The organism is Pseudomonas sp. PB106 (assembly GCF_009764645.1).
Classification (GTDB): domain Bacteria; phylum Pseudomonadota; class Gammaproteobacteria; order Pseudomonadales; family Pseudomonadaceae; genus Aquipseudomonas.
On sequence record NZ_RWIM01000119.1, the window covers coordinates 19,608 to 39,795 of the forward strand.

The following is a 20,188-nucleotide window of genomic DNA, read 5'->3' on the forward strand; positions in this document are numbered from 1 at the left end:
AAGCTGGTTATACTCCTGCCATTGTTTCAAAAACGGATACAGATCATGACCGAAGCCGCCCTCGCCCCCGAATCTCCGCACGCGCCGTCTGTCATCCGGCTGCTGCTGGACAAGCTCGGGATCGCCTACGAAGAAGTGCTCGACCACCACGGCCTCAACGCATCGCGCAAGGTGCAAGCCGTGTTGCTCGATGACGCTGTCGGTGCGCTGATGGCGCTGTTTCCTCAGAGCCAGTTGCTCGATCTCAATCGCCTCGCCGAACTGACGGGCCGTCGCCTGACTGCCGTGTCGACCGAGCGCCTGCAAAAGATGCTCGGCAAACACAATCTGAGCCTGCTGCCAGGCCTTCCGGCGCTGACCAGTTCGCCGTGCCTGTATGAAGAAGGCCTGCTGCGCGAACCGAAGTTGCTGATCAACTCCGGTGAGCCAGGCCTGCTGCTGGAAATCGCCAGCGAAGACTTCAAGACCATGCTGACCAAAGCCAGCGCCGCCAACTTCGGCGAGGCCCTGAGCAGCATCCGCCCGAACCTCGACCGCCCGGACGATGACCGCGAGGAAATCACCCAGGCCGTGCAAGCGTTCACCGCGCGGCGTATCCAGCAGCGTCTGGAAGCGACCATCGAGATTCCACCGCTGGCCGAAACCGCGCAAAAAATCATCAAACTGCGCGTCGACCCCAACGCCACCATCGACGACATCACCGGCGTCGTTGAAACCGATCCAGCGCTGGCCGCGCAAGTGGTGAGCTGGGCGGCATCGCCGTACTACGCTTCGCCGGGCAAGATTCGTTCGGTGGAAGACGCAATCGTCCGCGTACTCGGCTTCGATCTGGTGATCAATCTGGCGCTCGGCCTGGCCCTCGGCAAGACCCTGAGCCTGCCGAAAGACCACCCGCAACACACCACGCCGTACTGGCAGCAGTCGATCTATACCGCCGCCGTCATCGAGGGCCTGACCCGCGCCATGCCACGCGCCCAGCGTCCGGAAGCCGGCCTGACCTACTTGGCCGGTCTGCTGCACAACTTTGGTTATCTGCTGCTGGCCCACGTGTTCCCGCCGCACTTCTCGCTGATCTGCCGCCACCTGGAGGTCAACCCGCACCTGTGCCACAGCTACATCGAGCAACACCTGCTCGGTATCAGCCGCGAACAGATCGGCTCGTGGCTGATGCGCTACTGGGACATGCCCGACGAACTGGCCACCGCCCTGCGCTTCCAGCACGACCCAAGCTACGACGGCGCCTACGCCGAATACCCGAACCTCGTCTGCCTGGCCGTACGCCTGCTGCGCAGCCGCGGCATCGGCTCCGGCCCCGACGAAGACATCCCCGACGCCCTGCTCGACCGCGTCGGCCTGAGCCGCGACAAAGCCAACGACGTCGTCAGCAAAGTCCTCGAAGCCGAAGTCCTGCTGCGTGAACTGGCCTCGCAGTTCAGCCAGGCTTAAAAACTTCGCGAGCAAGCTCGCTCCCACAAGGTTTCGGTGACCCCTGTGGGAGCGAGCTTGCTCGCGAAGAATCCAACTCGGTCTACCAGACCGCCGCTGATCGTTCCCACGCTCCGCGTGGGAATGCATCCCTGACGCTCCGCGTCACCAAAGGCTCAAGCCTTAGGTTTAGCCTTCCTCGGCACCAAATACTTCATCAACCCCTGAAACCACATCACCAGCGCCGGGTTGCCCTTGAGCTGGATCGACTTGTCCTGAATCCCCTGCATAAACGCCAACTGCTTGTTCTTCGCCTGTATCGTCGCAAAGCCATAACCGGCATCTTTAAACGCAATCGCAAACGCCGGCTCCGCCACCACGCCAGACTTGCTGGTGATGCGCTGATCCTTGACCACGAAATGCCGCGCCACTTTCCCATCCAGCGTCTGCAGCTGAAACACCAGATCCTTGTCACCCAACTGCTGCTGAAACGCAGGATTTGTCCGACTGGCCTTACCCATCAACAAACCCATCATCCACAGAAGAAAACGAAATTTCATGCGCACAGCCTCAAAAGGAAAATGAACGGCCGGGGCAGTGTAAGGGATTCGGACGATAACGCCAGTATCTGACGCTGTTGGAAGAGGATGCGGCCCAATCCCCGCACGATGACCGCCAAGTCACGATTCAGCGCTCGCCCATTGATCGCTCCCCGCTCCGCGTGGGAATGCATCCCGAGACGCTCCGCGTCTCACCACTCACCTTTCCTACACCTGTTGAAACACATCCCTGTAGGAGCTGGCGAAGCCTGCGATCTTTTGATCTTAAACCCTGCAACCCAATGGGAAATTTCCTGCGAAGCGCCGGGATACCCATGAACTAGGCAGATTGGCAGTTCGTCGATAACCTCTGTGTGTCGCCGCAAAATCGGTGACCGGATGTGCAAGTCCGAACTCGGGGAAATCAATTACTGCTCAGGATTTACACCGATGACCGATGAAACATTCAGCACCGAAGCAACCTCGCCCTACGAATCCCCCAACTCCAAGAAATTCCACGAAGCCGCCGAACGCGCCCTCGACCACCATTTCAAACCGCCCATCGAACCGCACCCCAAACGGGAAACCGGCCTCTTCAGCCTCTCCCCCGGCACCGACGCCGAAGCCCTCATGGCCAACGCTTCCGAAGACCTTCTGTCCATCAGCGTCATCGCCTGCGACCTCGCCGACGACCTCCACGGCTCACGCCGCTCGGTGGCACTGGCCCTGAGCAGAATGGCGGACGGGGTGAGATTGATGGTGGAAGGGATGCTCGACCAGATTGAAGTGCGGAGAACGGCGGCCAAGCCGTAGCGAGATTTTTGGATGAAAAAAAAGGGGACGTTAAGTCCCTTTTCCATCGACTCTCGGAAAGCCAATGATCATTTCAAAAGTCGTGAAACCAGCGGCATTCGAAATGCTTTTTTGCTCACCAAAGAGGGCGGCTCATATCAAGCCGCCCTCTATGCTTTCGCAATTACACCTTCTTCTCAGACGACTTCAAATTGCTGGCCTGTTCGGCGACCAAGTCCATCCAGCCACCGGGCTTGTCTTCATCATTAGCGGCTTTCGCCACCATACCGGCCAATGAACCGAAGTCCTTCTTACGAGCAGCTTCGGCTGCTTCAACCGCTTGATGGGCAACGAGGATTTTCTGTAGCGCAGGCGTATTTGCAGTGGCTTCGCTCAACGGTTTGAGCGGAGGCAAGGCTGCGACTTTTGCAACCATGTCACCTGGTTCTTTCGTGAATGCGCGTATCGAGTCGACGCTATTGAGCATTGGCAGTGCAATCCCTGTAAGCGGATCGAATGCGCTGATTTCTGGCAGCTCCGACATAGCTACACCCACTTTGCCGCTCAGCACTGGAAGCGCGAGCGACGGCAGGAACAGCCCCAACAGCATGCGAGGGTCTTTTTTCTTGATACTCAAACCCACACTCGCGACAGCAATACCGAGCCCAATCACCCTGCCCGCTGTAGCCAGCAGAGACAGTTGTTTGTTCGACTCGTTATCAAAATGCACCAGCCGGATGCGGAAGTAGTCAGTAAAGGGCTCGCGGGGTACGATTCCGGATGTGTTCATAAACCAAGCACGAGAGTCGTGAACTTGATCGTCAAAGAGCGCTACAAGATCTTCCTGACCCGCTCTAGGCTTGTTCGGTGAGCTGAACATTTTTTCATAGCGAGCCGTACCCTCTTTATAGAGGTATGCATACTCCTCTGCTTCATCCTCTTCGTTAATCAGGTACACCGTGCCGCCAAGCAACATATCAATTACGGCGACGTCAGTATGACCATCACCGACCAAGCCCCATTCTCTTCGATAATCATGACGGAATTCCGCTGCGGCACCTAGCAACTGTCGATGATCTAGCGGTGGTTCAAACACCTTTTCCCAGCGAGCGTTTTTATACTTTTCCTCGCCGACAATTTGAATATTCTGCTGATGCTCTGTTTCCTGTTCTGCTGTGTAGATTGGTGTCGGCTTGCCCAATATAGGCGCAGAAATTTCTGCGACGTGGCGTTTTTCCAGAGCTTCCCAGGCATCAATCTGAGCCTGTGGCATATCTGGAGCAGCATTTTTGAAGAATGACTGCTTCTCCACACCACCAGCATATCGATCAATTCGCCAACCGGTGATCAGCGCGTGCTCACGCTTCATCATCTCTTCCAACGGACCGCTTTGGCCTTGAGCCTGCCATGCGTTGAAGCGCTTGATTAGCGTATCGGAGATTAAAAAATCGCCTTCAAGTTCTTTGGGTAACTTTCTCCAATTATCATGAACGCCCTCCTGCAGTACTGTTTCTGGAACCGTCAATGGTGCGCCAGCCATGAACGCTTCAGCGTACATGTGCTGCAAAGAGATTTGCGATAAGACATGATCTGATCCAGCAGTTGCCTTGCCCTGATCATTTGGCGCATACCCACCCCCTACATCGGAATGGACCCCTGGGTAAATATACTCAACTGTGCCTGGTCGATAACTTGAAGCTTTGCTTTTATCACGACTACCATCTGCTGATTTCGGGCGGCGACGTATTGAATCTAGCGGAAAGCTAGCCCGCTGCTCGTGACCAGAAACCAAATGAACACAACGTTTTAGATAAGAACAGTCATCAGGCAGGGCTGTGCTTGCACATGAGGATGTTGCCTCATCGGGAAGACGCATCGTGCCGTCAGCCCAGTCCATATGTCCCGCTGCAAATGGAACGCTATCGGCAAGCCCAACCGCAGCTACAGTGTCGAAAACACCAAGGAAGTTTATCGATATTGGAAGTCCCGCAAAACGGTACTCAGCTCCACCACTTTCACTTTCGCAACGAACGAGTGTCTGTAACCAATTAACAAAAGTACGGGCCTCAGCAGCGCCTCGAGAAAATCCATAAACATACAGGCGCATAGCCAAAATATGCGGCTTTTCTCCAGAGTCCTCACGTTTTTTCAGCTTCTCCTCAAGTCCCTGAATTTCTTTCCGCAATATTGCTTCGCGTTTTTGTTCTCCGCTTTCGAACAGGCCCAAACCGAATGTGTTTTTATAACCATTCGTCGCCATGTCCTTCAGCATGCCTTTTGTTTTTTCAATAGGTAATCTTTCTTTATCCAGAGTAAACTGCAACGCATCAATCAGTCGGGTAAGTGCCCAGTTAATACGATTCTCACCGCCGCTCGCACCCACTAACCCGCTATTATCTGGCACGAATTCTTCTACATCTGGAAATACAGTACCAACACCTGGACAGTAATACTTGAAAAATCCATTCTCTACCAGATCATCGTCTGCCCCCAAGCTCGCATGAAAAAGGCGCGCGACATTACTTCGAGAATTGGGAGTGGATGAGCCGTCCGCTTGATCGTTATTATTGGTACCGTCGAAAGCGAATGTTATATGTAGCGTCTTACAGCAGGGCGCACCACTATTGGCCTCCCCCTTTTCCTGAGCAAGTTTACGTTGCTGATTACCGAAAGCGCGCTCGTCTTTTTTTTGCAGTTGTATATTCTTCGTCACTTGGCCTGGTTCATTTGGCATTCGACGGGAAAGAGGAAATGCCGGAGCGACTAAAGCACTATCCGGCGAAGGGGCATCCGGCCCCATTAGTGATTCAAACATGTTGCTGGCTCCTTAACTTTAAAGTACGCCTTGTCTGGATAATTTGGATGTGACGGCGCAAAACAAGTCGTGGACACTTTCACCTGATCACACGGTAAAAAATGAACCTGCAACGCACAAAGCTTCTCTGCATACTTCGGAATTTCAACCGTTTCAGTATGATGAGAGTAGCCAGCTCTATGCCGAGCTAGTGCCTCTTTTTTTATTTGTCCATACTGGTCCCGCTCGATCGGACCGTCGGGGTTCGGATCTTTTTCCCACTCAATGACTGCTCTTACTTTCGGATTCCACTGAACAGGCAGCACGCCACAGCAGACTTCAGCTCCTCCGCCAGAATTTGGCGGAATGCTGGGACCACCCGCTCCATTAATACTAAAGCGAGTTATTTGTGCGGAGGTATGGTTATAGCCAGTAACCGGTGCAGACACCACCTCAGGACCAGCATTGCAGGCGACAACCGCTAGCATGCTGCACGCGACAACTAATGATCGCCATATCATTTTGGCGCTAAACTTTTTAGTCTTAGAACATATCCCTTGAACAACATTCTTTCGCTTCGAACCAGCACTTAAACGCATTCTTTTAAATACAACATCTAAAATTAACATACCTTAATCGCCTCCATGTTCTTCGGGTATCTTGCAGAAAAAAACAAAATATATTGCCTTAAAGGTGAGGACATTTCATCGTCTCCTTGATGCCGAAATACCCTTGATCGGGATAGTTTGGGTGCTTAGGTGTAAAACAGGTTGTAGAAACACTCACCTGGTCACAAGGCAAAAAATGAACCTGTATCGCACAGAAATCGATACCATATTTCGGTATTTCAACTGTCGCCTCATGATGAGAGTAATGGGCAGCATGCCGCTGATAGTCCTCCCTATCAAACTGTCCATATTTATCGCGTTTTATAATTTCTCGCGGATTAGGATCTTTCTCCCACTCGATGGTGGCTCGAAGGCCTGGATACCATTGAGCAGGAAGCACGCCGCAACAGACTTGAGTTGCACCACCTTGAAAGGCTGAAATAGGGTGCCCCCCGGCTCCGTTCACACTGAATCGATTGATAGCAGCTGAAGTATGGTTGAAACCTGTTACAGGCGTTGACACCCTCTCCGGAGCTGTATGGCAACCGCACAAACTTAGCAAACTCACGCACAGTAAGAATCTAATACTTCGCAAAGCTCCAAGACAGCTCTCTAAGATATTCAAGAAGCCGGGCATTTGTCCGTCTCCTTGACTTCGAAATAGGCTTTATCAGGGTAACTCGGGTGCTCTGGAAGAAAACAAGTGGTAGAAACCCTCACTTGATCGCAAGTTAGAAAATGCACTTGCAATGCGCACAACTCTTCAGCGTACTTAGGAATGCTAACTTTCACAGTATGATGCGTATAACCAAGAGCGTGACGAATCCTGGACTCCTTTGTTATTTGACCGAACAGATCACGCTCCACGTTTCCGTAAGGTTCTGGATCTTTATCCCACTCGATTTCCGCACTTAGCATGGGGTTCCACTGGACAGGCAGTAAACCGCAGCAAACTTCAGCGCCCCCGCCGCTATTTGGTGGAATCCTGGGGCCGCCAGCGCCATTGATACTGAATCGTATAATTTCTGCAGATGTGTGGTTATAGCCAGTAACAGACGCACTCACCATTTCAGGCCCTGAGTGGCAACCACACAGACCTAAAAAAATTACGCACAGTGAAAATCTGAGACCACGTAGCAGCCCTGGAAAAGCATCAGAAATACTCAAGAAGTCGGACATGTACCCGTCTCCTTAATTTGAAAATACGCTTTGTCAGGATAGTTTGGCTGACTCGAGGAAAGGCAAGAGGTAGACACCCTTACTTCATCACAAGGAAGAAAGTGAACCTGCAGCGCGCAAACATTCTCGGAATATTCAGGAATCTCAATAATCGCCGAATGATGTGAAAAATTAACGGAGTGGTTCGCGTAGGCCACTTTATCAATTTGACCAAACTCATCCCGCTGAACGTCTCCATGCGGATCTGGGTCTTTGTCCCACTCGATTCTGGCTTGGAGTCCGGGCGTCCACTTCAAGGGAAGTATGCTGCAGCACACCTCATTTCCTCCGCCCTGATTCGGCGGGATTCGTGGCCCACCAGCACCATTGATGGTGAACCTCATAATCTCTGCGGATGTATGGTTGAAGCCTTTGACGGGAGCACTCACCATCTCCGGCCCACCACGACACCCACTCAACGCCAACACCCCCAGCAAAACCCACACACAGACCAGCCCGGAAGACATCGCCCCCCGCACCGACCCACGCGCAATCGCATTCATCAAATCAACGCCTTCGGCGGCTCATCGATCACAAACGATGAGTTCTCCACCAACCACTGTTCAATAAACGGCTCGCGCTCCTCCGGCTCCTTCAAGCCCTTCTGATTCGCCGCCAATTGGCTGCGATACAAGTGCCGAATCAAACTTTCGTTACGACTCAAGCCATAGTTCTGTGGCACTGCGCAGCGATCGACCCGGTAGGCATCTGCTTCTGTCCACGCGAGCAGGTTGGCCACTTGTGGGTGATCGAACATCACCGGGCCGGCGGCGGGTACTTGGGCGTGGCGGACGTAGTTGCCGGGCAGGCTTTGCGGTTGTTGATCGCGGTCGAGCCAGTGCCAGGAGATGACGGCAGCGTGGAAGGCGTTGCTTTGTACCGGGGTCAGGGTTTCGGTGACCGGCAGCAACATGCGCGGGTCGTAGTAGCGCAACACGCCTTCGGAACGGCCCTGGTTCCATTGGGCTTGAAGGAAGCCGCGCAGGTGATCGGCGAGCGCTTCGAATTGCCATGGGCTGAATACAACAACGACATGTTTATTGCAGTCGACGGCGTTGATGAAGGTTTTCAGCCAGTCGCGTTGGCCGATGTCGACGCGCAGCAGCAACGGGCCGAAGTCGGCGATGGCGACCTCGGGAGTGTTTTCAAACAGCTTGGCCAGTTTTGCCGCGTCAGGCTGTTCAGCGAGCTGTTGCAGGACCGGGTAGTCGAGGCTGGTGGCGTCGACCAGCACGTCGAGGTGCTGCTGTTTGAGTTGTTGGGCGTTGACCCACAACTCGTCGAGCCAACGCACATTGCTTGTGTTCATGAAGTCGTCCTTTATCGTGCGGCCAGGGCTTGAGCGTTACGTTTGGCCCGGGCCAGACATTCCTTGCACACCGGTGGGGGCGGCAGCGGTGCGTTCGGCAGCGCCTGCGGCGGTACTGCGCCGGCGATATCCTTGTCGGCAGCGCCCGGCAATATCGGCGGCTTGATGCCAATGCCAGTACCCGACCCAGCCGAGCCACCCGCATTGATCTTGATCACCGGCCCAACCACCGTCACACCACCGCCATCGAGCTTGATAAAGCTCCCACCCCCAAGAATGGTCAGCTCCGTCCCCGCCTCAATAACGATCTTGTCCCCAGCCTTGAGGTGTATCTCTTTGCCCACACTGGTCAGCTGCGCCGTGCCCAGCTTCACATGCTGGTTCTGCCCAATCGTCAGGTGATCATCCAGCTTCGCTTCAATCTTGCGGTCGGAAATCGTGGTGCGGTGTTCTTCGGCCTTGAGCTCGGTGTAAGTGTTCTTCACCACCGTGTCGTGACGTTCATTCCCGACCCGAATCTTCTGATCATGCTCAACGTTTTCATCCCAATCGCGCTGGGCGTGGATGTAGATCTGCTCGGCACCTTTCTTGTCTTCGATGCGCAGTTCGTTGTAGCCGCCACCGCCCGGCGAGCTGAGGGTTTTGAAGACGCTGCGGGTTTTGTTCGCTGGCAAGGCGTACGGCACCGGGTTTTCTTTGTGGTACAGGCAACCGGTCACCAGCGGTTGATCGGGGTCGCCTTCGAGGAAGGTGACGAGGACTTCCATGCCGATGCGCGGGATGCTAATGGCGCCGTAGCGGTCGCCGGCCCAGGAACTGGAGACGCGCAGCCAGCAGCTGGTTTTGTCGTCGGCGAGGCCTTCGCGGTCCCAGTGGAACTGGACTTTGATGCGGCCGTATGGGTCGCAGTGGATTTCTTCGCCTTTGGGGCCGGTGACCATGGCGGTCTGGCTGCCGAGCACGCGCGGTTTGGGGTGTTCGAGGGCCGGGCGGTAAAACACGTCCCACGGGGTGGCGAGGAAGGTGTTGCGGTAGCCCTGATGGAAATCGTCCTTGTTGTCGGTGGTGTCGCTGGTCACGCCTTCTTCGAGGACTTGTGGCTGCTTGCCTTCGTGGAAGATTTCGGTGAGCAGCCACAAGTCGTTCCACTCGCTGCGCGGGTGGTCGGACATGGCCATGAAGTGGCCGCTGACCAGTTTGGTCTGGTCGCCGCGACCTTCGGCCTGACGGTAGTCGGCGCGGTGGCGCTCGAGGGCGCGCTGGCTGAGGAATTTGCCGCGTGCGCGGTCGATGAAGCGGCCGGGGTAGTCGTAGTCTTCCAGATCGGGTTCGCTGCTTTCGCTGTCAGCAGCGCCGTCCGGTTTGTACGCCGCTTCCATTTGCAGACGCGGCTTTTCGAAGTCGTAGTCGCGGCGTGTGGTACGGCTGGTGCGGGTTTCCAGGCGCAGTCTGAAACCTTTGATCACCGGCTCTTCGGCGACCATGCCGCTGCCCTGCACGTAGGCCGTCGGTTGGCCGAGATCGGGGAACACGGTCTGATCATCGCCGAACACCAGCAAGTGTCCCTTTGGGTTGTGCTGGAAGTGGTAGTGAATGCCTTCCTCTTCGCACAGGCGCTGGACGAAGTGCAGATCGGTTTCGTCATACTGCACGCAGTAGTCGCGATCTGGACACGGTTGGCTGAGCTGGAAGCTATACGCGTTGCCTTTGATCCCGTGTTCGTCGAGGATCAGCGCGATGATTTTCGGCGCCGACATCTGCTGGTAGATGCGCTGGTTGGTGCGGTGATGCAGGTATTGCAGTTGCGGCACCATCGACACTTTATAGCGGGTCAGGCGCTTGCCGGCATCGCCCTGAGCGACGCGGTAGATCTGGCCGTGAATGCCACTGCCCTGCGGATCGAACGCCAGAAACGCCTGCTTGTGCAGGAGTTTTTCCAGGTCCAGATCAGGGTTTTCGCTGACCAATTCCAGGTCAAAACGAAACGGCTGGCTGATGCCTTCGGTGCCGGTGAACGACAGCACTTGCAGGTCGCCGACGTAGTCTTCCACCGTCAGGCTGAAGTGGGTTTCGTTAGCTGGGTTGAACATAAAGTGCTCCCTGTTCGAATGTCATCCGTTACGCCCCAAGTCGCAGACGTTGCAGCCAGGACGAAGTGGCGCCCAAGGCGTCACGCAATTGTTGGGCAGTGATGGTGCGTGCTGCCGGGTCGAAGCTCAGCGCGGTTTGCAGCGCTGGCCAACAGTGTTTCGGTAAGTTCGCCGGGGCGTGCAGCTCGCGCTCCAGGTGCTCGTCGCGGGCCTGGTTCGAGGGCAAGCGGCGGAACGGGTGTTTACCGCCCGCCAATTCGTAGATCACGCAGGCCACGCCGTACACGTCCGCGCTGGCCGACAACGGTTGGCCCTCAAGCAGTTCGGGGGCGGCGTAGCCCGGGGTCCAGGCGTTGAAGCGTTCGCGGCTCAGGTGCGGCAGGCCGGGCATCACGCCCTCCTCTGCCTGACCGAGGCCGAAGTCAAAGAGGCGCAAGCCGTCTTCGCTGAGCATGACGTTGCTCGGTTTCATGTCACCGTGCAGCACGCCGCGACCGTGGGCGTAGGCCAGCGTGTCGAGCAGCGGCAGGACGATGTCGCGCAATTCTAGCCACGGCAGGCCGAAGGGCCGCTCGCAGAGCAATTTGTCCAGGGTCAGGCCACGCATGTATTCCATGGTGATGAAGGCCCGCTGGCAGTCGGTGTCGACTTCAAAGGTATGCGCACGCACGACGTTGTCGTGGCGCAGGCGTCGGGTCAGGGCGAACTCGCTGTAGAGCAAGGCACTGGCGTCCGGCGATTCGGCAAATTCTTCGCTGAGGATTTTCAGCGCAATGTAAGGATCGGGATCACCGAACTGTTCGTGCAGCAGATCCCGCGCCCGGTAAACGGCGCCCATGCCCCCGGCCCCGAGCAGACGCTCGAGGTGGTAGCGACCGGCGAGTACATCCGGCAGAACACCGATGCTGGCCTTGGTCGGCGCCAGCAAAGGCTCTGCTTTGTTTTCCTTGGCGAAGGCGAAGTAAGTCAGGTTGTTGGCCTGCTCTTCGCTCATCAGCAAGTCATCGATGGGTGATTCGATCTTGGTCATTGGCGGATCACCACGGCAGTCAGGTTGTCGCGCGCGGCGCCACGCAGGGCGCCGTCGAACAAACGTTCCAGCGCCACGTGCGGCGCGCTGAGGCTGAGGGCGGTGCCGAGGGCATCGCTGCTCAGGCCCTGGTACAAACCATCGCTGCACAGCAAAAACGCATCGCCCGGATACACCTCCAGTTCCAGCACATCCAGGGTCAGTGTGTCGGCAGCACCGACGGCTCGGGTCAAGGCTTGAGCCGCCGGGTGCGCCGCCGCTTGTTCGACGCTCATTTGCTGCTCGTCGATCAGTTGCTGTTGCAGCGAATGGTCCTTGGACAGCTGATACAAGCGCTGCCCACGCCACATGTAACAACGGCTATCGCCGGCCCAGATGCAGGCCGCGCGATTGCCTTCCACCAGCAGCGCCACGACGGTGCTGCCCATGATGCTGTCATGACGCCCGGCGGTGACCGTCAACTCCTGCCCCAAACGCCGGTTCAACCAGTGCAGGCACTGGCGGATGGCTTTGAGGCGTTCGTCGAAGCCCTCGTGTTGCGGCAGTTCAGCCAGGCTGGCGACGATCAACTGGCTGGCGATGTCGCCACCCTGATGACCGCCCATGCCGTCCGCGACCACCCACAGCCCCTGCTGTGGCGAGTCGAGGAAGGCATCTTCGTTGCGCGCCCGCACCTTGCCCGGGTCGGTACGCGCCGCGCTGCGCCAGGCACTGGCCACCAGCATCAGAGCTGCACCGGCATACGGAAGGTGCGCAGCACGCCCATGTCGAACGGGTTCGGTGTGCGCTGGCTGCTCAGCAGGTAGTTGGCGCGCAGGCCACCCACGTCCGCTTTCAGCACCAGCACGTCGCGACCGGTCAGGTACTCGGTCTGCATCAGGTCGAACAGACGGAACAGCGACCATGGGCCAGAGTTCTTCTCGATACCGATCGGGCGCCCGGCCATCTTGTCCATGACCAGACTGGTGCGACCGTCTTCAGCATCGGTCGGCCATTTGAAGGTCATTGGCAGGATCGGGCCGTGACGGTATTCCATGGTCTTGTCGCCGAACTTGAACTCGGAACGGCTGACCGCCGGATCGAGGGTGTACGGCTCCAGTTTGAACTGCACGGTCGGCTCGGCCGGGTTGATCGAGAAGAAGCTCTGACGAATCGTCAGTGCTGCCGCCATCTGATCGAGGTAGACCTTGGACACCGGCAGGCTGTGACCGTCGACGCTGCGCATGCGGTAGTTGCCCGGATCGCCGCTGACGAACGGACGCATGTAGCTGTCGAAGAAGCGGTCGACGATGCCTTGAGCCTTGAAGAACTCGCGGAAGTCGCTGATCGCCACGTCGCTGGTGCTGCTGGCGCTGAACGGATACCGCTTGCTGATGGTTTTGCCATACACGCTGTACAGTTCGTTCTGATAACGACCGTTCAGGTATTGGTAGGCATCGTTGAGCACCAGACGCCACGAGTCTTCGGCCAGCACGTTGAACCACACGCTCAGTGGACGCGGCAGGCGACCCGAGGCGGCGCGCAGGTTGGTCAGCGCATCACGCTGGCCGCTCATGCGGGTTTTCGCCATTTCGAACGCGGCTTGTTCCGGCGTGCTGGAACGGGCCAGGCCGGACAGTTGCAGTTGCAGGTCGTTGAGTGCGTTGAACGCTGGCGTCAGGTCAGCGCCCGGGCCGTTGTTGTCATCGAGCAGACGATGCAGCGGTTCGAAGCGGCGTTGCAGCGACTTCTTCGCGGTGTCCGGCAGACTCTTCGCCACGCTCAGGGCCGAAGCCTTGTCCGCCACGGCCGACGCCAGTTTGCCGACTTTACCCAGTTTGCCTTTCTGCCCAGCCAACGCATCAGCCGCATCGCCGGCTTCATCCACTGGATCAGCGGCTGCCTCGAAGCGGGTGTTCTCGCGCACTTCGGTCAACAGCGCCAACACCGGCGAGTTGGCCGAGGTCAGGCCCGCCAGTTGCTCGGCACCTTCACCAGCGTCGCTGATCGGCGGCAGTGCAACCTGGCCAACGGCTTCGCTCCAGTAGTTGGCGTAGTCGCGGAAGTACAGCTGCTCCAGCTCGACCATCAGGCGACGCAAGTCCATGTCGCTGATGCCCGCGCCTTCGCCCAGCACCCAGTTGTCACGCAGGATATCGGTGACCAGCGTTGCGCCCTGTACCGAGAAATACTGCTGATAACCGGACTGCGTGTAGAAGCCCGGGATCACGTATTCGGTGCCGATAAACAGCGAACCTTGCGGGCCGAGGTGTTGGCTGAAGCGATATTCCGGCAGGTTGCGCGCCTGCTCGCGGAGCATGCGGTAAACCACGGTAGCCAGCGATTCGCTGCGCAATACCTGACGCGCCTGCGTGACCAGTTGATCGTTCAGCGGGTAGATAAATGGCTGCTTCAGCAAACGCTCGAGATGCGTGTTCAGACCGTTCTGCACCGCGGTGTTGCCGGTGTAGCGCTGTGACCAGTCAGCGGCAACCCAGTCCTTGAGCCACACGGCATCGCGGCGATCTTTCATGTTCAACATCAGGTACGCGCGCAGGCTGTTGAGCAGCTTTTCGCGGTCCTTCATGTTGGCGCGGATCTGCCCTTCGAGCATGGTCGCAACCCGTGGCAGCAATTGCTTTTCAAGCTCGCGCTCGTAGGCCTCTTTGACCACTGGATTGACGTCTTCGCCCTGATACAGGCCGCCACGTTCGTGATAGGAAACGTCGCCCTTTTTCGGAAACGCCTGCGTCGCGGCGTAGCTGGTGTCGAGGGTTTTCAGCACGCCCATCGCATCATCACGCGGCGTCAATGCACTGCGCTGCTGTGTCCAGTTCTGCGCCAGAGTGCGCAGGTTTTCCAGACGCTCGTAGTTCGCCGAGAAACCGCCCGCCCACAGCATGCCGAACAGCGCCAATGCCGCCAGTGCACCGACGTACAGCGCACGCTGGCCCCAATGAATGCGGCTGCGTTCACGCTTGTCCAGACCGGCCAGATCGGCCTCGGGGAAGATCACGCGGCTGAGCAGGTGATGGATGAAACGCGAACGACCGCTGCGCAGGGTCGGCAGCACACCGGCGTTCATGCCGAGGCTGGCGCCGATGCCGGCGGTGGTCGAATCCATTTCCTGGGTCAGGTGCGGTGCGCTGGTCAGGTAGAAACCGCGCAGTTGCGTGGCACGCTGATAACGGTTGCCGGTGAACGCCATGTCGACGAACAGGCACAGGCGCTCGCCGATCTGCCCGAGTTGATGCGGGAAGTCGAGGATGCGGCCACGGCGCTGCGTGTCGCGCTCGGAGTGCATGCGCATGATCACCTGGCTGTTGAGGCGACGCAGCAGTTCTTCGAACTCGTTGCGCAGCACAGCAACGTCGGTGCCGACCTGGTCCTTGCGGAAACTGGTGCCGAGCACTTGATCGCTTTCTTCGCGGGTCAGTTGATCGAAGAACTCGTCGAAGCCGAGCAGCTTGTCAGCCTTGCTCAGGACCAGATACACCGGCACATCAACGTGCAGTTTCTGATGCACATCCTGCAGACGACCACGCACTTGGCGCGCCAGGGTATCGATGTCCTGTTCGCTGCCGCCGAGCAGGGTTTCCACCGGAATGGTCACCAGCACGCCGTTCAGCGGACGGCCGCGACGGCGTTTGCGCAGCAGCTCCAGCAAGGTCGTCCAGGCACTGCCGTCGACTTCCACATCCGGTTGCGTGGTGTAACGCCCGGCGGTGTCGATCAGCACACCGTGGTCGGCGAAGTACCAATCGCAATGACGGGTGCCGAGGGTGTCGCGGGTCAGCTTGCGGTCGATCTTGTTGATCGGGAATTCCAGACCGGAAAAGTCCAGCAGGCTGGTCTTGCCCGAGGCCTGCGGACCGATCAGCAGATACCACGGCAAGTCGCTGCGCCAGCGTTCGCTGCGGCCGCGATACAGGCTCGAGGTTTTCAGGGTTTTCAGCGCGTCCTTGAAGCGCGCCTTCAACTCCTTTTGCTCGTCGTCGATCAACTCTTCACGGCGGATGCGATCCTGGCCGTCTTCGCTTTCTTCGTCGGCTTTCTTGCGGATACCGGCGCGCCAGCTGACGAAGACCATGGTCAGGCCCCAGATCAGGAACAGCACGGCGATGGTCAGCAGACGGGAAGTCGAACCTTCCCAGAACTTGTAATCATCGACTGCCAACAACGGGCCGACGAACCACACCAGCAGCGCCAGAAACAGCACCAGCAGCAGGGTCCAGACCCAGGTCTGGCGCAGGAAGGCGCCGACTTTCTTGAAAAACTTTTTCATCACACGTCCCTGTTTACGGCTGCGACTGCGGTTGGACCGCGGCTGGATCAAGCGGCTGATAAGGTTGCAGAACGGTGTCGCGCTGCTCGCCCAAGACCCAGGCAAAGCCCGAATACATCACCACCAGACAGACGACAGTGAACAACACCACCATCCACGCCGGCACGATGCGCACCAGGTTGCGGCGCTGATCGTCGAGGCCTTCCCAATGCGGCGACAACTCGCGCGGCACGTCGCCACGCAACTGACGAATCTGCCGGTACAACGCGTCGCGGATGCCTTCGAGCTCGAGCATGCCGCGCGCCTGCACGCGGTACTTGCCCTCGAAACCGAGGGACAGGCACAGGTACATCAATTCGAGCATCGGCAGGTGCTTGACTGGGTTCTTCGACAGTCGATCGAGCAACTGGAAGAACTTCTCGCCGCCGAAGGTTTCGTTGTGGAAGCTGCTGAGCAAACTCATCTGCGACCACTCGCTTTCGTTGCCCCACGGCGTGGTCACGACGGCTTCGTCGACCACGGTGCAGAGCACGTAACGCGCGGCCATCACCTGGCTGCTTTCGGCGCCGTTGTGCAGGGCGCGTACTTCAAACAACTTGAGCCCGGCGGTCAGGCGTTCGTTGAGCGCGTACAGATCTTCGCGGGTTTCGCTGTGCTTGAGGCGCACCACTTCCGAGAGCAACTCGGACGAGGCTGCCACCAGCGAATTGAGGCTGATGTTGAACGCCTCTGCCGGCCGCAGGCGCGCGGCGTAGATCATGCGTTCTTCCAATTGCTCGAAGCGCGGTGGCGCGGCGAAGTCGGTCAGCGGACTCGACGCCGGTCCGTGGCCTTGACGATCGAGCAGGACGGTTTTGTCGTCCTGGTTGTAATCCGTTTCCTTGATCATGTCGGTCAGTTCCTGATGGCCCAGAATTTCAGTTCAAGCTCGGCAAATTCGCCGGACACGTGGAACGCGAAACCGCCGGAGCGCTCGAGTTGTGCCAGGTCTTCGGAACTGAGTTCGAGGATGAAATAGGTTTTGTTCGAATGGAACGCGATCTGCCGCGGGGCCACCGGCAACGGTTTGACCTTGATCCCCGGCAAGTGCAGGTTGACCAGTTGGCGGATGCGCTCCACCGGGCCGACCTTGAGGTGCGCCGGCAAGCGCTGGCGCAGTTCTTCGGAGTCGCAGTTGGCACTGGCCGCCAGCACGAACGACGCCGAGCCAAGCAGTTTGTGGTCGTGCAACGGCGAAACGATGATGCCGTACTGACGCGCTTGCAGGATCAGTTCGATGGCGTGCTGTTCGAGCACCATCGACAACACCTGACGAATCGCTTCCATCAGTTTGCGGAAGCTGCCGCCCTGATCGGCGTGGGAGTAGCGGCTGTCCAGGCGCGGACGTTTGCTCTCGCCGGAGAAGGTCGCCAGATCGCCGAGCATGGTCAGCAGCGTGCGGTACAACTCTTCCGGGTGCACCTGCTCCAGACCGAGGTAGTGACGCAGCAGCAGTTCGGTACGGTTGATCAGTTGCAGCATCATGAAGTCGCCGACTTCAGCGCCGCCGACCTTGCCGTTGGAGCGAATTCGCTCGGCAATGGTGTCGCCACGGTGGCTGAGCATGCTGATGACTTCTTTCAGGCACGACAGCAGGTAGCTGGAGGCGTGAGCCTGAATGTAGGTCGGGACGAAATCCGGATCGAGGCTGATCACGCCGTCGGGCGTGGTGTCGAGCACGTCGCAGATCTTCAGCTTCACGTAGGCCTGATCGCTCTGCTGTTCGCCGAGCAACAGTTTGAAGTCCGGGCGCCCGCAGCTGACCTGGCTGGCGGAATCGTCGCCAGCGTTGGAGTCGGCGACTTCGGCGTCGTACGCGGTGTAACGCGCGAGCACGTCGGATTGTTCTGGACGGCGTGACTCGATGTGGTTACCGGTGACCAGCGGCAGCGCCAGATAAATCGGTGTGTTGCCGGTGTTCGGCGGCACGTCCAGCGCCAGTGGCTCGGTGTTGCCACCGAGTTCGAACAGGCTGCCATCCGGAAGAATCCCCGAGGCTTCACTGATTACCAGTTTTCCCATGTTGAGGAACTGCAGGTCGATCTCCAGATTGAGGAAGCCCCAGGTGTAGCCACCCAGCAATTGCGTGCGGGTTTTCATCTGGTGATCGTAATAGCGATCGTTGTGCTGGAAGTGCTGCGGACGCAGCAGCATGCCTTCCTGCCAAATGACTTTATGAGTATTCATGGTCAGTCATCCGCCTTGGCGAGCACTTGATTGGTGTTACGGATGCCGGCCTGGTCCAGGGTCAGATCGACTTCGGTGATTTCCAGTGGCGTGATCTGTACCGTGTGGCGCCATTGGGTTTCCGGCAAGTCGCGGTAGGCGGCGAGAACGCCGACATAGCTACTGCCCTCTTCCACCTTGAGCTTCAGCTCCACGGTTTCGCCCGGGCGCAATTCGAGTTCTTCACTGGCCACCAGATCCGGGTTGAGGGATTCCTTGGCGCGCTCGTAGAGGCTGAAGAAATCAGCGTTCTCGAAAGTCACCGGATGCTTGAGTTCGAACAGACGCACCACCACTGGCGATGGGCGGCCGTTGAGGTCCAGGTTCAACTGATCGCTGCCGGTGAGTTTCAGGTTGATCTTGGTCACTTTCGAGTACGGCGACAGCGACGAGCAACCGGCGAGCAACACCAGCACGGTGAGCGCAGTCAGCGTCTTGAAAAAAGCGGTCGAGCGGCGAGACATGCGCATCATCCTTGGTGGTCGGTGTGGAGGGTGGAGATCAGGCGAATCTGTTCTTCGTAGGCCTGGGCGAAGTCGCGGGCCAGCAGACGCTCGCTCCAGTCATCGTCCTGACGCAGTGCCTGGTGATAACGGCCGAACGCTCTCCAGCGCCCGCCCGACGTGGCGATCAACGGCTTGCTGTCGCGCTCGAAACGCAGCGTCAGTTGCTCCGGCGAAAAGTGTTCTAACGTGCCGCGCACGGCCGCGCGGCTGGCAGTCAGCAGTGCCACCTGATGCGCCTGCAGATCGCGGAACGCACGGGAGATGGCTTGCTCGGCGGGCAGGTGGCCGGGCTTGCTTGGCTGCAACAGAATCTGCAGCGCTTCGCTCGGATCGACGGCGAATTTCAGCGGATTCTTGTTGGTGCCTTGCACGGTGGTCTGGGCCAGACGCAGTTCGTTTTTCAGCTCGGAACGGGTGCGCAGGCTCTGTTGCAAACCGCCGATGCTCTGACGCAGCAAGCGCGCGGCGTTCAGCGCCAAGGCTTCGCGCTCGTCGTGGCTGAGGCCTTTGACATCCACGCCCAGCGCAGCGCCGAAGTGCTCCCAGAAACCTTCGCTCTGACGCTCGACGGCTTTCGGTGCCGGAGCGGGCTCAGGTTCGGCGGGGGCGGCGATCAGCTCCGGCACCATCAGGCTTTCCATGTCGATGCGCGCGTAGTCGGCACGCTGACGGGAGTCCTCAGGCTTGGTGTTAGGCGCGAGCAGTTCGTCGATTTCCGAGTACACACGCTCTTGCTGTTCGAGGGCATTGAGCGGGTCGAGGTCGAGGAACGCGTCGTCCGGGATGATGCTGCCGGCGGGGCGCGGACGCCCGGCTTCACCGTCGAAAGTCGCGGGATCGCGCACTAGCCGCGCGCGTATCTCGAAGTCACCGAGCACGTAGGTGCTGCCGTGCTCGATACGCACCGGTTCGCCTTTGTGCAGGCGTGCGCCGCTGTCACCGTCCTGCACACCGTTGCTGCTGGTGTCGGTCAGGAAGAAAGTGCCCTCGCGGTAGCTGACAATCGCGTGGTGATTGGACAAGTGACGCTTGCGGTCAGGGATGATCCAGTCGCAGTCCTCGCCCCGCCCGATCACGCCGCCGGCCTGTTTAAAGGTCTTCTGGCACAACTCGGAGGGCACGAACTGCTTGGTGTTCAGCATTTCGAAAACCAATTCCATGTTTGATGCTCCTTGCGGTCACTTGCCGCGATTGACCGCTTGCGGATCACCCAACGGGCGATAGTCGTTGTCGTTGAATTTGTAATTGCCGCTACAGCCGCCAAGGCCGCATAGAACGACGAGGGTCAGCAGGACAGCGTGCCAGTGACGAACAGACATCAGAGGGTCTCCAGGTGTAGACAAAGCAC

At 58.3% G+C, this 20,188-nt stretch carries 18 protein-coding genes; 2 read left to right on the forward strand and 16 right to left on the reverse strand.

Annotation, left to right across the window (positions count from 1 at the left end; translation table 11 throughout):
* Positions 1–45 precede the first annotated feature (45 nt).
* Positions 46–1,446: an aminoacyl-tRNA deacylase and HDOD domain-containing protein gene (locus EJA71_RS15935; RefSeq protein ID WP_158958345.1), complete on the forward strand. Its 1,401-nt coding sequence runs from the start codon at positions 46–48 to the stop codon at positions 1,444–1,446.
* Between the two features lie 155 nt (positions 1,447–1,601).
* On the opposite strand, the gene EJA71_RS15940 is transcribed toward EJA71_RS15935, so the two are convergent.
* A complete protein-coding gene (locus tag EJA71_RS15940) occupies positions 1,602–1,985 on the reverse strand; it encodes a helicase (RefSeq protein ID WP_158958347.1) in 384 nt (127 codons plus the stop codon).
* Between the two features lie 429 nt (positions 1,986–2,414).
* Between EJA71_RS15940 and EJA71_RS15945 the strand changes: the two genes are divergently transcribed.
* Positions 2,415–2,777: a DUF6124 family protein gene (locus EJA71_RS15945; protein ID WP_158958348.1), complete on the forward strand. Its 363-nt coding sequence runs from the start codon at positions 2,415–2,417 to the stop codon at positions 2,775–2,777.
* A 163-nt stretch (positions 2,778–2,940) separates the two neighbouring features.
* On the opposite strand, the gene EJA71_RS15950 is transcribed toward EJA71_RS15945, so the two are convergent.
* From EJA71_RS15950 to EJA71_RS16020, 15 genes are all read right to left on the reverse strand, one after another.
* Complete coding sequence (locus tag EJA71_RS15950) at positions 2,941–5,571, reverse strand: DUF2235 domain-containing protein (protein ID WP_256671758.1); 2,631 nt, start codon at positions 5,569–5,571, stop codon at positions 2,941–2,943.
* A complete protein-coding gene (locus tag EJA71_RS15955; protein WP_158958438.1) occupies positions 5,556–6,071 on the reverse strand; it encodes a DUF3304 domain-containing protein in 516 nt (171 codons plus the stop codon). The genes EJA71_RS15950 and EJA71_RS15955 overlap by 16 nt, the downstream gene beginning before the upstream one ends.
* A gap of 166 nt (positions 6,072–6,237) precedes the next feature.
* Positions 6,238–6,795: a DUF3304 domain-containing protein gene (locus EJA71_RS15960; protein WP_158958350.1), complete on the reverse strand. Its 558-nt coding sequence runs from the start codon at positions 6,793–6,795 to the stop codon at positions 6,238–6,240.
* Complete coding sequence (locus tag EJA71_RS15965) at positions 6,780–7,337, reverse strand: DUF3304 domain-containing protein (protein WP_158958352.1); 558 nt, start codon at positions 7,335–7,337, stop codon at positions 6,780–6,782. Before EJA71_RS15965 ends, EJA71_RS15960 begins: the two co-directional genes overlap by 16 nt.
* Entirely contained in the window at positions 7,322–7,879 is a 558-nt protein-coding gene (locus EJA71_RS15970; protein ID WP_158958354.1) for a DUF3304 domain-containing protein, read from the reverse strand. Before EJA71_RS15970 ends, EJA71_RS15965 begins: the two co-directional genes overlap by 16 nt.
* On the reverse strand, positions 7,879–8,685 hold the full coding sequence (locus EJA71_RS15975) for a DUF4123 domain-containing protein (protein ID WP_158958356.1): 807 nt from the start codon (positions 8,683–8,685) through the stop codon (positions 7,879–7,881). Before EJA71_RS15975 ends, EJA71_RS15970 begins: the two co-directional genes overlap by 1 nt.
* 11 nt (positions 8,686–8,696) lie before the next feature.
* A complete protein-coding gene (locus EJA71_RS15980) occupies positions 8,697–10,775 on the reverse strand; it encodes a type VI secretion system tip protein VgrG (RefSeq protein ID WP_158958358.1) in 2,079 nt (692 codons plus the stop codon).
* Between the two features lie 28 nt (positions 10,776–10,803).
* The gene (locus EJA71_RS15985; protein WP_158958360.1) at positions 10,804–11,805 is read right to left on the reverse strand and encodes a serine/threonine-protein kinase; all 1,002 of its coding nucleotides are present in this window, start codon (positions 11,803–11,805) and stop codon (positions 10,804–10,806) included.
* Positions 11,802–12,530, reverse strand: coding sequence for a PP2C family serine/threonine-protein phosphatase (locus tag EJA71_RS15990; protein WP_158958362.1), 729 nt, complete (start codon positions 12,528–12,530; stop codon positions 11,802–11,804). Before EJA71_RS15990 ends, EJA71_RS15985 begins: the two co-directional genes overlap by 4 nt.
* A complete protein-coding gene (gene tssM / locus EJA71_RS15995) occupies positions 12,530–16,069 on the reverse strand; it encodes a type VI secretion system membrane subunit TssM (RefSeq protein WP_158958364.1) in 3,540 nt (1,179 codons plus the stop codon). The genes EJA71_RS15990 and tssM overlap by 1 nt, the downstream gene beginning before the upstream one ends.
* Positions 16,070–16,082: 13 nt before the next feature.
* Positions 16,083–16,958 carry a type IVB secretion system protein IcmH/DotU gene (gene icmH, locus EJA71_RS16000; protein ID WP_064389584.1) on the reverse strand — a complete coding sequence of 292 codons (876 nt, stop codon included), beginning with the start codon at positions 16,956–16,958 and terminating at the stop codon, positions 16,083–16,085.
* Between the two features lie 5 nt (positions 16,959–16,963).
* Entirely contained in the window at positions 16,964–18,295 is a 1,332-nt protein-coding gene (gene tssK, locus EJA71_RS16005; protein WP_158958366.1) for a type VI secretion system baseplate subunit TssK, read from the reverse strand.
* 2 nt (positions 18,296–18,297) lie between these two features.
* The gene (gene tssJ, locus EJA71_RS16010) at positions 18,298–18,798 is read right to left on the reverse strand and encodes a type VI secretion system lipoprotein TssJ (protein WP_158958368.1); all 501 of its coding nucleotides are present in this window, start codon (positions 18,796–18,798) and stop codon (positions 18,298–18,300) included.
* Positions 18,799–18,803: 5 nt separating this feature from the next.
* Positions 18,804–20,000 carry a type VI secretion system-associated FHA domain protein TagH gene (tagH, locus tag EJA71_RS16015; RefSeq protein ID WP_158958370.1) on the reverse strand — a complete coding sequence of 399 codons (1,197 nt, stop codon included), beginning with the start codon at positions 19,998–20,000 and terminating at the stop codon, positions 18,804–18,806.
* Positions 20,001–20,018: 18 nt separating this feature from the next.
* On the reverse strand, positions 20,019–20,159 hold the full coding sequence (locus EJA71_RS16020; protein ID WP_003229566.1) for a hypothetical protein: 141 nt from the start codon (positions 20,157–20,159) through the stop codon (positions 20,019–20,021).
* Between the last annotated feature and the right edge of the window lie 29 nt (positions 20,160–20,188).